General features: G+C 41.0%; 15 protein-coding genes. 10 read left to right on the top strand and 5 right to left on the bottom strand.

The window, feature by feature from the left end; genetic code table 11:
* The first annotated feature begins 37 nt into the window (after positions 1–37).
* On the top strand, positions 38–946 hold the full coding sequence (locus F0227_RS02450) for a dienelactone hydrolase family protein (protein ID WP_171751572.1): 909 nt from the start codon (positions 38–40) through the stop codon (positions 944–946).
* A gap of 272 nt (positions 947–1218) precedes the next feature.
* Positions 1219–1905, top strand: coding sequence for an SDR family oxidoreductase (locus F0227_RS02445; RefSeq protein ID WP_171751571.1), 687 nt, complete (start codon positions 1219–1221; stop codon positions 1903–1905).
* A gap of 156 nt (positions 1906–2061) precedes the next feature.
* On the opposite strand, the gene F0227_RS02440 is transcribed toward F0227_RS02445, so the two are convergent.
* Genes F0227_RS02440 through F0227_RS02425 form a run of 4 tightly spaced genes read right to left on the bottom strand, consistent with a single transcriptional unit; the run spans position 2062 to position 4927 of the window.
* On the bottom strand, positions 2062–2271 hold the full coding sequence (locus tag F0227_RS02440) for a hypothetical protein (RefSeq protein ID WP_171751570.1): 210 nt from the start codon (positions 2269–2271) through the stop codon (positions 2062–2064).
* A complete protein-coding gene (gene gspS2 / locus F0227_RS02435; RefSeq protein ID WP_301338342.1) occupies positions 2272–2601 on the bottom strand; it encodes a type II secretion system pilot lipoprotein GspS-beta in 330 nt (109 codons plus the stop codon).
* A gap of 35 nt (positions 2602–2636) precedes the next feature.
* Positions 2637–3731, bottom strand: a complete 1095-nt coding sequence (locus tag F0227_RS02430; protein ID WP_171751568.1) for an alanine/ornithine racemase family PLP-dependent enzyme — start codon at positions 3729–3731, stop codon at positions 2637–2639.
* On the bottom strand, positions 3728–4927 hold the full coding sequence (locus tag F0227_RS02425; protein WP_171751567.1) for a DUF1611 domain-containing protein: 1200 nt from the start codon (positions 4925–4927) through the stop codon (positions 3728–3730). Before F0227_RS02425 ends, F0227_RS02430 begins: the two co-directional genes overlap by 4 nt.
* 371 nt (positions 4928–5298) lie before the next feature.
* On the opposite strand from F0227_RS02425, the gene F0227_RS02420 reads away from it, so the two are divergent.
* The 7 genes from F0227_RS02420 to F0227_RS02390 all read left to right on the top strand — a co-directional run bounded on the left by F0227_RS02420 (position 5299) and on the right by F0227_RS02390 (position 11721).
* Entirely contained in the window at positions 5299–5730 is a 432-nt protein-coding gene (locus F0227_RS02420; protein ID WP_171751566.1) for a GNAT family N-acetyltransferase, read from the top strand.
* A gap of 519 nt (positions 5731–6249) precedes the next feature.
* A complete protein-coding gene (locus tag F0227_RS02415; protein ID WP_171751565.1) occupies positions 6250–6414 on the top strand; it encodes a hypothetical protein in 165 nt (54 codons plus the stop codon).
* Between the two features lie 132 nt (positions 6415–6546).
* Positions 6547–6897 (top strand): antibiotic biosynthesis monooxygenase, encoded by a 351-nt coding sequence (locus tag F0227_RS02410; protein ID WP_171751564.1) that lies wholly within the window; start codon positions 6547–6549, stop codon positions 6895–6897.
* Between the two features lie 426 nt (positions 6898–7323).
* Positions 7324–7680, top strand: coding sequence for a MerR family transcriptional regulator (locus tag F0227_RS02405; protein ID WP_171751563.1), 357 nt, complete (start codon positions 7324–7326; stop codon positions 7678–7680).
* 57 nt (positions 7681–7737) lie between these two features.
* The gene (locus tag F0227_RS02400) at positions 7738–8127 is read left to right on the top strand and encodes a carboxymuconolactone decarboxylase family protein (protein ID WP_171751562.1); all 390 of its coding nucleotides are present in this window, start codon (positions 7738–7740) and stop codon (positions 8125–8127) included.
* Between the two features lie 423 nt (positions 8128–8550).
* Positions 8551–9282 carry a transporter substrate-binding domain-containing protein gene (locus F0227_RS02395; protein WP_171751561.1) on the top strand — a complete coding sequence of 244 codons (732 nt, stop codon included), beginning with the start codon at positions 8551–8553 and terminating at the stop codon, positions 9280–9282.
* 24 nt (positions 9283–9306) lie between these two features.
* On the top strand, positions 9307–11721 hold the full coding sequence (locus F0227_RS02390) for an EAL domain-containing protein (protein ID WP_171751560.1): 2415 nt from the start codon (positions 9307–9309) through the stop codon (positions 11719–11721).
* A gap of 96 nt (positions 11722–11817) precedes the next feature.
* Here F0227_RS02390 and F0227_RS02385 read toward each other — a convergent pair whose 3' ends face one another.
* Positions 11818–12660, bottom strand: coding sequence for a LysR family transcriptional regulator (locus tag F0227_RS02385; RefSeq protein WP_171751625.1), 843 nt, complete (start codon positions 12658–12660; stop codon positions 11818–11820).
* A gap of 160 nt (positions 12661–12820) precedes the next feature.
* On the opposite strand from F0227_RS02385, the gene F0227_RS02380 reads away from it, so the two are divergent.
* Entirely contained in the window at positions 12821–13468 is a 648-nt protein-coding gene (locus F0227_RS02380; protein WP_171751559.1) for a glutathione S-transferase family protein, read from the top strand.
* Positions 13469–13656 lie beyond the last annotated feature (188 nt).

Raw genomic sequence — 13656 nt, 5'->3', positions numbered from 1 at the left:
AGTTAATTTGCTCAACAACTCACAACAAGGAAAAGTTATGAATAAAAACACCGAGTCTCAATCAACATCAACTAGGCTTATCCCTCAAGAAGCATTTGATTGGTATGACGAATATGCGCACGGCCTAATTGATCGAAGAGAGTTTATGGCTCGACTATCAGGCCTGACTGTACTTGGCTTAACCATGACAACATTAACTTCTGCTCTGATTCCTAATTATGCAAAAGCAGAACAGATCTCTTTCAATGACCCTTCCATCAAAGCAACTTACCAGAACTTTCCGTCTCCTAAAGGGCACGGAGAGGGGCGTGGTTACTTAGTCGTACCAAAAGAGCTAGAAGGGAATGCACCGGTTGTATTAGTTATTCATGAAAATAGAGGCCTAAATCCGTATATAAAGGATGTGGCACGACGACTCGCGTCGGCTGGGTTTATTGCGTTTGCACCGGATGCACTTCATTCACTTGGAGGATATCCTGGCAATGATGATGAAGGTCGAGCGATGCAGAAGTCTCTATCAAAAGAGCGCATTGAAGAGGACTTTATAGCCGCCGCGAACTTTTTGAAATCTCATGAGAAAAGTAACGGAAAACTAGGCGCGGTTGGGTTTTGCTTTGGTGGCTATATCGTGAATATGTTGGCTGCGGTAATGCCAGAGCAGCTAGATGCAGGTGTTCCATTTTATGGCACTCCGGCAGCACCTGACTTAAGAAAGAATGTGAAAGGACCACTGCTTATCCAATTTGCTGGGCTGGATAAACGTGTTAATGCAACTTGGCCCGACTATGAGACAGAACTCAAAGAGATTGGTGCTGAATATACCGCTTACACCTATGATGGTGTGAATCATGGCTTTCACAACGATTCAACTGGCCGATACGCTGAAGAAGAAGCAGAGTTAGCATGGACACGTACGATTGAGTTCTTTACTAAGCAACTTTCTTAAAGGGTAATGCTACCGAACTTAGCTCTATCCAGAACCTTCACCATGGGCACTTCGTAACTCCGAAGTGCCCAAAAACATTTTAAAATAAATAAGTTACCTCACTTATGCTGCTAAAAGACCTTTTTAAAGGTTTCATCTTGAGTGTCGTCATTCTACGGCTCTATTGTGCAGTCATACTTTTTATAGCAATGTCGCTGAGTAGCGAGTTGGTCATTGCTCTTTTCATACTAAGTGATCAAAATTAAGCAGTATCACCACACTAAGGAACGACTATGAGCGTCATATTTATTACAGGAGCTAACCGAGGAATAGGTTTGAGCTTAACTCAACTCTATTTACAGGCTGGACACACCGTCTACGCTACATACCGGAATGCCGACTCTTCAAAATCACTTTTGGAACTACAAACAAAGCACTGCAATTTATCCTGTGTGGAACTTGATGTGACAGATTACCCTTCTGTTCAAAAGATAGCAGCCTCCATCGACAGCATTGATTTGTTGATTAATAACGCGGGCTACTACGGCCCAAAAGGCTACGACTTGGGAAACACCGATGTAGATGAGTGGCGTCGAGTTTTTGAAATCAACACTATCGCGCCTTTAAAGTTGGTGGAAGCATTTTTAAGTGCGCTCAGACAGGGTCAAACAAAGAAAATTGCCTGTCTGTCATCGAAAGTTGGTAGCATAGCTGAGAACACATCAGGTGGCGGGTACATCTATCGTTCCTCAAAAGCCGCGTTAAACTCGGTGGTAAAAAGCTTGAGCAACGACTTAACTTCTCAAGGCTTTACCGTTCTCGCACTTCACCCCGGCTGGGTACAAACAGAGATGGGTGGGCCAAACGCACTGATTGATACCCTTACATCTGCTGAGGGCCTCATGAAAGTAATCGAGGCTAGCGAGTCGTCAATGAGCGGTCATTTCATTAACTATGACGGTTCTGCTATTCCATGGTAACGTTCTGTTAAATGATGAAACAAACCTTCTGCGCTTCATTTCATCTTCAACACCTGAAATGAAGCGCTGTGTAGCTCACTTTTGTCCCATTATAAGCTGCGATGCAATGGAAAAAGGAAAATATAAACTTAGCTAATATAATTACTAGATACATTATTACCTTTTTAATCTATTGGCTTTCTTCAATATTTGTAAAACAAGCTGTTCTTGTTTATTTGAAATAGGTTGCCTTGCTATTGATTTGTGCTGTAAATCCGAAATGAAAGTTTGCTCCCAAGGAGTCAGTTTTTCAAAACTGAATAAAACAATGTCATTTAGGACTTTAAATAATTCATATTGGTTTTCATTCATCTTATTATCAATCATTTAGCTAGAACACTTATCTAGAGATATTACCCCGATGAACTCTATTTTATTCTCAGGATCTAACATGACGATTTGATAGATGAGACCGTTATTAAGTAAATGTCGGGTTTCTAGCCTGCTGCAATAATCCGTGGTGACCCCTTCTAACAATTTACTCATATCTACGTATGTCTCTTTTGTGAAAACCAATATTACGTTATTTAATTCTGCTTTTGCTTTTACCAATGTTATGGGTCCCAGCTTTTTTGGGAGCATGCTGGAAATAATAGTCGCTCTATAGTCAGCTAACTTATTTGACTGAACCGCGTTTGACTGGCAGCCGTTAAGCATTAAGGTGACTAGAATTATGAGAAGGTTTGACTTTGTCATTTGTCTTTTTGTGAAACTCCTGAAACGTTATCCCCATTAAAAAATTTATGGACACAGCTTGAGGCCATACAAGACAAGAGAGCGCTATAATCTAAATTGAACTCGACCTTTTGCCCAACGACTAACGGTTTGCCTAACGTTTCAACGATTAGATGATCACTGGTTGCTGACATTATTTTCATGCCCTTTGGGGCATTGAGGCCAGAAATTGATACGTCTTGGCGACCTAATGCGAGAATGTTATGTGATACAAGCCCTTTATTTAAAATGCTTTTGCTTTCTCCAAATGCATTTAAACCTCGCGAACCCCAAGGCAAAGATGGCTTAATCTTAGATTCGATCACTTCGGCGGTTAAAATAATCGCATCGGTATATAAACCTTTGATTTTTTCTTGCTTTAAAGGGTCGCAACCTAAGTAAATAGCTTCCCCTACTCGAATGTTATTCACCCGAGTCCGGCCTGTGTGGTTCAGTGCCCAATGAATTGAAGCTGAGTTGCCTCCTGAAATGATGTCTAAACTTAGTCCAAATTTAGATTCAATTTCATCGGCTAAGTCTGATAGAAGCTCCATTTTTTGATCATCAGGGGCGATACCATATCGACAAGCTAGATTAGTACCAATCCCTTTTATTTTTATGTTGGGTAAGGCGATTATTTTATGGATAAAATCAAAGACGCAGCTAGGCATGACTCCTTCTCTAAGATCACCAAGCTCAACCATGATAATAATGCCATGGTTGATATTTAATTGTTTTGCTTCTGCAGATAGTCTTTGAACTGTATGAATCTCTGTATTCATACTGATCTCACAATATCTTACGACACTAGCAGCTTGACTAAGCATTGGTGTGCGTATCAACATCTTCGGAACAGAAATTCCAGCTTGCATCATTTTTTTAATATTTTCTAACCTAGAATCCGCAAGCATTTTTGCACCAGCGTCAATCATAACCTGAGCGATTACGGGGTGACCTTGAAAAGCCTTTGTAACTGGTGTGACTGATATTTTTTTCAAAGACAACTGGTTAAAGAGGAAATTAGTATTGTGATAAATTTTAGTGCAATCAATGTCTAACCTGGGGTAACTCACTCTTTATCAACCAGTTTACTGGCTATCGTAGGATACGCTGATAACACTATGTGCAGCAGTTGTTCTACTGGCTGCGACAACACATCTGTAACTGGAATACCCAAATCATTAGAGTATCCACTCATTGCAGTTAATACCTCATCTGACGACATATCTTCATGATTAAGTGTTAACCCAATGACAGATGTATTTGAAAACGTCTCAATAAGATTAATCTCAGATGCAACTGAAGGCATCGGCATATTAGGAAAATCGATTCGATTTATACGGTTAGGGGCGTGTTGCAAAATAACACTGGTTGGGCAACTACCTCGTAAAATAAAGGAACTAGTTGAGAATGCGGGGTGACTCAGTGCTCCTTGCCCCTCGATAATGATAATGTCTGGTTTTTCTGTTTCATATGCTTTCACTATGACAGATTCTAACTCGCCAGCACAAAACTGAGATGGTACAGCATCGAGTGCAACGCAATAACGAGCACCTTGTATAATACCCGTTTGCCCGGTCGCGATCATGACAACGTTGAGGCCCTTTTTACTCAATTCATTAGCCAATATTGTTGCTGTTGTGCGTTTTCCTAACGCGCAATCCGTACCCATAACCGCGATTCTTGGGCACTTCACGCTGTGTATTTTCCCGCTAAACGTTTGTAGATCTTCTTTATTTTTAGGTTTGCGAATATCTAATATTTTAACGCTATTTTTTTTACATGCTGCCATAAATATTGGATCGTCAGTTAGAAACTCGTGCAGTCCATTAACAATATTCATTTTCTGCTCCATGGCATTAAGAATGACTGTCTTATCTATGTCAGATAAAAGCCCATCGGATGGAGCAACACCAAAAATAAAGTAATCAGGAATGAGTTCTGCTTGAGTTATAGCTTGTTCGATATTTGCAACAATAGGGATGCCATTTTTATTATTATCAAGTACTTCTCCAGAATCTAAACCTGAAAGCTCACTATCAATAACAGACAAAATGCGATAATTCTGAGAATGTCTAACGAGCCCATTTGCCGTCTTACCATCAATTTTCCCAAAGTTACCTTCGCAATATACAAATGCAGAGGGAATAACGGACTCTTGTTTATCAGCAAGTGGTAACCAAGGAGTGATATTTGATGAAGAGTTATTAATTTCGGTATTTTCAACCAGCTTGAAGATATTTCTTAACTTTTGTTTTGAAATTGACATTATTAAAGCCTTGTTATAAGGCTTAGGAGGGCGACTAAGGAGTGCCGATACGATCTCGGAAAAGAAAAGAAGTCCCTACTAAGCGGTAGGGAGAGAAGACAAGGTAACACAATTACTCTATTTTTGTTGGTTATTCGCAATTATTTGCATTTATTGCTCAAATGGGTGCAGTTGCAATGCTAACTTGGTTTTGTCAAAAAAACTTTAATGTCTTTAATGGCTAGTCATACCGCCTAACCATCAAAACTGTCTGCCCTTTAACATCTCCAAACAAAAGTAACGTCAATGCTAATTGGACGGACATATACTTTGTCGGTAAAATACGCTTTCGCGGCTGCACATGAATTTCAGTCAACCTTAGAGAAAACCCAATGATTGTAGAAAATGTGCTTCCTGAAAATTATGCCGAAATGCTTAATGTTTGGGAAAATTCAGTCCGAGCAACTCATGACTTCATTACAGAAGAAGATATCGAGTTTTTTAAACCCATTATCATTGAGCAGGCTTTTCCTGCTGTCACGTTAAAATGTGTGAAAAATGAAAGTGGTTCAATTCTAGGTTTCGTGGGTATTCACGACTCAAAAATTGAAATGCTGTTCATCTTAAACGAGACAAGAAGACAAGGCGTTGGTAAATGTTTGCTGCAATACGCAATAGAGCAGTTAGGCGCAACCAAAGTCGATGTAAACGAACAAAACCCACAGGCAGTAGGCTTCTATCAGCATATGGGATTCAAAGTCGTTTCACGCTCGCCACTTGATGATATGGGAAAACCTTTTCCAATTCTGCATATGACACTTTAAAGCTCCGTTTGTCGTAACCAAGTTTGTTAGAAGAAACGCCCAAAGCTAATAACTTTGGGCGTTTCCGTATATGCGATTGTTCCGAGTTCTATCATTAATTAAGTTCTGGCTAGTTATCTGATTTAATTTACTCGCATTCTGTTTCGCAGAGTGGAGTCGGAGCAATGGCTCTTTCAAATTACCCAGCCTAAACGCCCATCAACATAACCCATTGACACTAAACGAATGACAACATAACCTACAAACGCACTGGCAAAATCCAGTGACAGGATTAGTACCCTGCCCCAAGACTCAAAGGCGCATTGACGCCAGCTTTTGCTGGTTTTTTATGTGCGGCTTCGGCACACCTAAACATAGCGAATTTGTCTAACTAATTGACAATAAACTAGATTATGGTGAGCTGAGCGGGGGCGCTTCGGCGCGCCGTATCCTTTGAGGCGGTAGTACTAACCCTGTTCAGTTCACCACCCATAGATTAGTACCTCTGAGTGGTGAGTTTAAAACTCAAAGGAGACTACTATGGCCGAAAATAAAGACATCCCATTACCGCTAATAGCACGCGAATACCTGATAACCCTTCTCAGCACCAGTACCGATTCAGACCAACATGAATTACAAGAAGTGTTACTTTATCTAAATAATCTCATCACACTCGATGAGATAAACGAGCAAAAACTTCAGTAGCAGAAGGCGACAGTCAAAACTGTCGCCTTCTTTTCAATAGCGTTAATTCGTCATTTCAGCACGAAATAGCTCTGGCGTTTTCATTTTTGCTAGGTATATTTGCCGCCTCAATACCAGTAGGAAAGAAAAATAATGACTAGCCGTGTTTATGTTTTAGCACAATTTAAGCCAAAAGAAGGAAAGGAACTGGAGCTGTTTGAGGTGTTAAAAGCACTTGAACCAGATTCGTACCGCGAAGAGGGTTGCATTCAATACATGCTAACTCGCCAAATAGACCATCCAAGTGCCACAAGAAATGATTACCCTATCGTCTTCAATGAGATCTGGGAAAATGCGCAAGCATGGGCAGCACATGGCCGAAGAAAACAGATTCAATCGTTTTTTGAAACTCAGGTAAAAGCCGAAACAGGTTTAGTGGCAGATGCCATTGTAACGGCTTATACCGATGAAGGGCACGATTACGACGCGCCAATATTTGAGTAACAGCAGCGATTAAAACGCACGTATTTAACTGAGCTCCATCGTTTAAATACGTGCGGAAAAAAGATGAAAAGTACTTCTAAGACATTGCCCTGATTTCACTAACCGCATCGACCTGTTGTTAAGTAGTCAACCCAATCAGTTCGTCCTCTCACTCTGGCTTTATCTACCGCCCCTGTTACATCGTAACTCACCCGATTAAAGGAAATATCCCAACTGCTATCCGAATGCTTTTGTAAAATTACATAAGACGCCCGAGGGGTAAAGTTCTGGGCAGGAAGGCCAACACTACGGGGGTATTGTCACTTACACGTTAGACAACTCGACTAAAACAGACCTCAGCTTTAGCGAGCCCAAACAATACAGGTAACCACTAAGCTCTTTTAAATGTAAAATACCAGCAATTAGGATTTCATTAGGCAACAGATAATGAACATAACAACATTCTCAAACATAGTCGGTGTATCAGCGTACACGCTTCGATATTACGAAAAAATCGGTCTGTTAAAAAACATACATCGTTCCACTAGCGGCCATCGATTCTATACACAAAATGATGTTGAATGGGTTGGGTTTATTGTCCGTTTAAAAAATACCGGAATGGATCTTGAAAGAATTCAGCGATATGCAGATTTAAGAGAATTGGGAGACCGTACTTTGCAGCAAAGGAAAGATCTTTTGGAGCAGCATCGTATAAAACTAAAATCAAACATCGAATCACAGCTCACTCACCTAACAGCACTTGAAGAAAAGATTGTCTTCTATGAAGAAAAAATATCCTCTTGACTTAGAGTTAACTCTAACTAGTAACCTTCTGTAACCAAAAATACAAAGGGTTAGAAAATGAGCAATACAAGATACGAAAGAGGCCTCAAGAAACTAGGTCAAATTGATGGCGAAGCCGGACACAAAGTAATAGAAAGTCTTAAAGATGTTTGCCCTGATTTGGCAAAGTTTACCGTTGAATACCCATTTGGGGATATCTACAGCCGTGCTGGACTAGATTTAAAATCTCGTGAAATCGCGACAGTAGCGGCATTGACCGCTTTAGCAAACTGCCAACCACAACTTAAAGTACACTTACATGCAGCACTAAATGTTGGTTGTACCGAAGAGGAGATAAAAGAGATAGTTCTTCAAATGTCTGTTTACGCTGGTTTTCCCGCTGCGTTAAACGGTATGTTCGCAGTAAAAGAAGTATTAGCAGAGCGCGCAAACAACCAAGAGTCTTAATTTCAATACCTCTAGTCATTAGAACAATGAGTTAGGCAACCTGCTCCTAGCTCATTACTCTAAATTTGGAAACTATCTACAGAGACTATCTATAAACGCCTTAACCCTACTTCCATCAAAGCCATCCATAAACATCTGTTTTCTCTATTATGAGTGAATCACCTAAAACTATCGGCTATGTCGATAGGAAGAATTGAAGTCAAAGAGCTCCAGAATTCCGACTTAAGCGTCGTTTAGAACAGATTGCCATTAAAGCAATGTAAACATTTAACATTGCGACTACACTATAAAGGTCCATTAATTCATGGAGTTTCGGGCTTAATAAGCTCATAAATGTAACGTTATTGTGATAAAACTCAGTTGCCTTTCATCGTTTAAAAGGTTAGTTTTATTAGCATTCACTAAGGCTATATGGTGAGCTATATGGTACGAACACTTAATATATTGTTTACACTCTTTTTTAGCAGTTTGGTGTTTTCTGAAGAGTCTTTGACCTTATACGTTGTAAATTATCCTCCTTATATGATTGTTAATGCTGACAATGAAATATCAGGAATGGATGTTGACGTTGTCTCTGCGGCCTTTCAAGAAAGCGGACAGTCTGTGGTATTTGAGGTTCTGCCTTGGAAACGTCAAATGAAACTGATGCAAGTCGGCGAGATAGTTGGCGGCCTGTCATGCAGTAAACGAGAGGGACGTGAAAAATACATGCTCTTTAGTGATTCTATCAGTACGACTCAGCAAACGGTGATCAGCCGAAAAGGCACCAATACCGATCAAATTACCAAACTCTCCGACTTAAAAAACTATAGCGTCACCACCATTTCTGGTTGGGGAACAGAAAATCAATTAAATGACAACGGTATTGCCTATGTCCCTTCTAAAGATATGCGTTCTGCATTGGTGAGTGTGCTTCATCGTGGCGTAGACGTTTTTTACAGCTCAGAGATCCCAACGATGCACATTGCAAAAAAAATGAATGCACAAGATGAGCTGAAGGTTACCTACTTAGACGATGTACCCGCCAATAAACTTCATTTATGTCTTAGTCAGTTTTACCCCAATAATGATGAGGTTGTCGCCTCGTTCAATCGTGGACTAAACATAATCATACAGAATGGAAAATACCAAGAAATACAAAGAAAATATTTTTAGAATGCAGTAAATAAGTAGGCGTATATGAAACTGAGTATTTCCATAAAACAGACTGTGTATATTTTTATCGCATCGATGCTTTGTGGTGGTATATCTTCTCTGGTTAACGTTTATCTTCTGTTACAAAAAGATAGAGTTGAACAAGCGAAAAGTATTGCTCGTTCCGTTGACTTACATAGAGATACACTCAGTAGTGCGGTTTATACCTTAGACGAAAAACAAACAGATGGAATATTAACCTCACTGATACGGCAACCATTGATAAAACGAGCAGCGTTTTATGATGATTTCGATGATGTTCTAGGGGATAAAACTCGCCCAGAAACCTTTACCATGTCCACCCACCTTCAAGTCGCCTCCTATTTTGCTGATATACCTTCACAACAGTCTTTTGAGATCGGTGTCAACTCAAGAGATCGGCACGCCACTTTAGACATTTATATTGATGAATCGGTATTAGCCAAAGAACTGGTTGGGGCATTGCAGACCAACATTACTATCTCGCTGGCTTTCACATTGTTGCTGGCAACGATTCTCGTGATGTTGAGTTACGTTTACGTCTCTAAACCGGTGATGAGAATTGCTCAATGGGTGACAAATTTAGGCACCAGTAAAAACATCTTCCCACTGCCCTACACCAAAGAAGATGAACTAGGGGTTTTGGTTGAACAGTTCAGCAAAGAGTGGCAAGCAAATCAAACAGCGTCAAAAGAACTGACCAAAATGTTGGAGAGCCTTAAACAGAGTGAACGCTTTTCTCGTCTATTGATGGAGAACTCCAGTGACGCAATGTTCCTTTGCCACCCGGGGACGCATGTTCATCTCGTCAATAATTTAGCAGAACAACTGGTTGGAGAGAGCTTCGACCAGCTCAAAGGGAGAAGCTTAGCTGAATTTAGTTTGAACTATACCGTTAGCGATATGGAAGAACTGTTTCAAAAAATCGCCGTTCATACAGTCTATAGCTTTGATGATGCCTTTGAAAAAATCGTGGAAGGAGAACGCATCAATGTGCACTTAGATTGCCGAGCGACCCACATTGACGTCGACGGGAACGAGTTTGCGATGGTCAATGCTAGGGATGTAACTGAAAGAGTGAATGCACAAAGGAAGATTCATGAGCTAGCCTACTATGATGCGCTAACACACTTAGCCAATCGCAGTCTTTTCTCTCAACAGATCGAAGAGTTAATCATAGAACATAATACCAATCACCAATATGGCGCATTGATTTACTTTGATTTAGACCAGTTTAAAAAGATCAATGACTCTCTTGGGCACTTTGTCGGTGACCGCGTATTAATAGAGGTAGCATCGCGCACCAGAGAAGTATTTTCCACCAAGGCGGTGTGTGGCCGATTGGGCGGCGATGAGTTTGTTATTGCCCTACCAAATCTCGCCGATAATCTTGATTATGCAGCAGAGAAAGCGATGTTGCTGTCAAACTCCCTGTTGTCTTGTCTCTCTGAACCTTTAGAGGTTGATGATATTACTCTGCATGCCACCGCCAGTATTGGCATTGCCTTTTTCCCTGATGAGAATGTCGATGCTAACGAGCTAATTCGACGAGCAGATACCGCGATGTACAAAGCCAAGTCACTGGGCAGAAACGGCGTACAGTTCTTTGAGCGAGAAATGCAATACGCCGCCCAGCATTTGCTTGAACTCGAAGAAGGCATTTATGAAGCACTGGCTCAAAACCAGTTTGAAGTTTGGGTTCAACCTCAAATAGGCAATAACAACAACCTGTTGAGAGGGGAAATACTTGTTCGATGGAATAACCCTAAGCATGGCTTGGTCATGCCCGGTTTTTTCATTCCTCATGCTGAAGAGAGTGGGCTCATTATCGATATCGATAAATGGGTGCTTGAAGAGAGTATGACTCTCTTAACCAAATGGCGCGAAGAGGGTTGTTTAAGTCAGTTTGGAAATCTGGCTGTGAATGTTAGCCCCGCGTTTTTTCTGCAAGTAGATTTTGTCGCCTACATTACCAACTTACTCAATAAGTATGATATTCCCGGCCACTTTATTGTTCTGGAGATAACAGAAAACCTGTTGTTAAATAATTTTGAACTCGCTAAAAACAAGATGCTTCAGTTAAAAGCAAAAGGGATAGCATTCTCTATCGACGATTTTGGTACCGGTTATTCCTCGCTAAAATACCTAAAAGAGCTTCCTCTTGATGAGCTAAAAATTGACCGTTCTTTTGTGGAAGGCCTCACCGACGGCTCGGATACGACGCCACTGATAAAAGTCATACTGACGATGGCCAAAAGCTTAGACTTGGATGTCATTGCCGAAGGGGTTGAGACTCGCGCTCAACTGGATTCACTTATTAACCTAGGTTGCGAGAACTTTCAAGGCTACTATCTTGGCTACCCCGTTCCTAGCGATGATTTTATAAAAGAGAGGGTTTTACCTCTGGATCAAAAACGTTAAATAAAACGTTCAAGCGCCAACCTACGCTCTGATGCTCTTTTTTTGTCAAGAAGCCTTGTTGGCTTAACCACCTTTTACTATTTCACTTCGTCATTATCAATCCGTCGGCGATGACATAACTTCAACCAATTGGGAGAGACACTTTTTATCTAATACTGGATGAGGCTCAATACCGGTAACCAGCACTATTTCGACTGCAGGCAGCGGTGGCATATTATCGAGAATTTTAAGGTCATCGCTTACACTAATGCTGCCCATTGCACCTACGGACAATTTCGAACGCACAATAGCGCGTTGCGCTGAAGCAGTATTACAGCAGGCCAACAACTGAAACGATATTCCTCGTTTTGTTAATCCATCAACAGCTGCGGCATGGTACTTACAGTCGGTTTGAAACAGGGTGATAGGCAGAGGTTGAGAATTGTCTATTTCAAATTCAGGATGACTAATCCATACACCTTGGTCATTGGCTAACCAGTGACCTTCTTCGCTACCCGGTGCGCGTGTAATAATAGCGGCATCCAATTTACCGTGGTCCAGCATATCTCTTAGATTAATGCTTGGCTCACTGATCACTTGAATAGAACAGGTAGGGTTAGCTTGCTGAAGGACGGAAATAACTTTGGCTAAGATGTTGTCGTTGTAATCTTCAGGGCAACCTAAACGTAAAGGGCGTTTGTTCTCATATCGTTTCACTTGATTAACAGCATGATTGTGCAAGCCGATTAACTGCTCGGCATGAGAACGTAGCGCTAATCCTGCTTCACTTAGGACAAGATTTCGCCCCTCTTTTTCAAACAAACTGACACAAAGTTCATCTTCAAGTTTTCGCATCTGGGCGCTAAACGCAGACTGAGTTCGATTAATTTGCTTGGAGGCACGAGTAAAACTGCCTGTTTCAACAAAAGCCAGAAAGCTACGTAGCGCTTCGATATCCATATCCAATTCCATCCATCGTTTTTGTTGAAGTAATCCATCAAAACTATCCATTAGTCGAACAGAAAACTATCAGATATTGTGAATTCACAATTTAATGACTTTTAAGCTAATGACTTACTCTTAAATAACTTACTACTATTTAAACCGCATGGAGGCTTCAATGCAATTGTTTATCGGCAACCAAAACTACTCAAGCTGGTCACTTCGCGCTTGGTTAATTTTTTCTCAATTTGATTTAGATATCGAAGTGATCAAGCTAAAGCTATTCACTAAAAATTTCTACCAAACATTAGAGAAGATAACACCCACCGCAAAAGTACCCACCCTAGTGGATGATGATGTCACCGTGTGGGATTCACTAGCAATTTTGGAATACGTAAATGAGCAACACTTGCAAGGAAAAGCATGGCCCGTGAGTGCCGCGGAAAGAGCGAAAGCTCGTGCCATTGCCGCCGAAATGCACTCAGGCTTTTTCGATTTAAGAAATGAGTTGCCAATGAACATTCGTGCTCGCAGAAAAATTGAACTTAGCGACGGAGCGCTAAAGGATATAGCCCGTATCGATACCATTTGGTCAGAGCAAATGAAACAGTACCAAGATGGCTGGTTGTTCGGTCAATGGTCCATCGCCGATGCCATGTTTGCACCTGTTGCGCTACGATTTCAAACCTACGGAATTAAACTGTCTGATGGCGCAAAAGCGTATCAACAAAAGGTCTTGGCCAGCACGTCATTGCAACAATGGCTAATAGAGGCTAGCCAAGAAACGGATATTGTTGAAGAGGATGAAGCTGGGGAAACGGTGTAAATGCTCGGCTGAAATCTTGTATAGGGTCATCCAGTAAAAGAGAAACCTCGTAGGCTCAATTTCATCAGACACAGCGCCCAAGTTGATAAAGCTTGGGCATTTCTATGCTAAAGCTAAACTAGAATTTCCACGAGAGGTTGTACCTGTCCCACATCCGCACATTCACATCTTGTAACAATCTTAACGAT

Source organism: Vibrio sp. 99-8-1 (genome assembly GCF_013114595.1).
GTDB lineage: Bacteria > Pseudomonadota > Gammaproteobacteria > Enterobacterales > Vibrionaceae > Vibrio.
Note: the sequence above shows the minus strand (reverse complement) of the source record. Positions and strands in the feature narration are given on the sequence as shown.

What these genes read in the sequence shown, in the direction of transcription:
- F0227_RS02450 (WP_171751572.1), top strand. Translation starts at nt 38, where the DNA reads ATGAATAAAAACACCGAGTCTCAATCAACATCAACTAGGCTTATCCCT.
- F0227_RS02445 (WP_171751571.1), top strand. Translation starts at nt 1,219, where the DNA reads ATGAGCGTCATATTTATTACAGGAGCTAACCGAGGAATAGGTTTGAGC.
- F0227_RS02440 (WP_171751570.1), bottom strand. Translation starts at nt 2,271, where the DNA reads ATGATTGATAATAAGATGAATGAAAACCAATATGAATTATTTAAAGTC.
- gspS2 (WP_301338342.1), bottom strand. Translation starts at nt 2,601, where the DNA reads ATGCTTAACGGCTGCCAGTCAAACGCGGTTCAGTCAAATAAGTTAGCT.
- F0227_RS02425 (WP_171751567.1), bottom strand. Translation starts at nt 4,927, where the DNA reads ATGTCAATTTCAAAACAAAAGTTAAGAAATATCTTCAAGCTGGTTGAA.
- F0227_RS02420 (WP_171751566.1), top strand. Translation starts at nt 5,299, where the DNA reads ATGATTGTAGAAAATGTGCTTCCTGAAAATTATGCCGAAATGCTTAAT.
- F0227_RS02415 (WP_171751565.1), top strand. Translation starts at nt 6,250, where the DNA reads ATGGCCGAAAATAAAGACATCCCATTACCGCTAATAGCACGCGAATAC.
- F0227_RS02410 (WP_171751564.1), top strand. Translation starts at nt 6,547, where the DNA reads ATGACTAGCCGTGTTTATGTTTTAGCACAATTTAAGCCAAAAGAAGGA.
- F0227_RS02405 (WP_171751563.1), top strand. Translation starts at nt 7,324, where the DNA reads ATGAACATAACAACATTCTCAAACATAGTCGGTGTATCAGCGTACACG.
- F0227_RS02400 (WP_171751562.1), top strand. Translation starts at nt 7,738, where the DNA reads ATGAGCAATACAAGATACGAAAGAGGCCTCAAGAAACTAGGTCAAATT.
- F0227_RS02395 (WP_171751561.1), top strand. Translation starts at nt 8,551, where the DNA reads ATGGTACGAACACTTAATATATTGTTTACACTCTTTTTTAGCAGTTTG.
- F0227_RS02390 (WP_171751560.1), top strand. Translation starts at nt 9,307, where the DNA reads ATGAAACTGAGTATTTCCATAAAACAGACTGTGTATATTTTTATCGCA.
- F0227_RS02385 (WP_171751625.1), bottom strand. Translation starts at nt 12,660, where the DNA reads ATGGATATCGAAGCGCTACGTAGCTTTCTGGCTTTTGTTGAAACAGGC.
- F0227_RS02380 (WP_171751559.1), top strand. Translation starts at nt 12,821, where the DNA reads ATGCAATTGTTTATCGGCAACCAAAACTACTCAAGCTGGTCACTTCGC.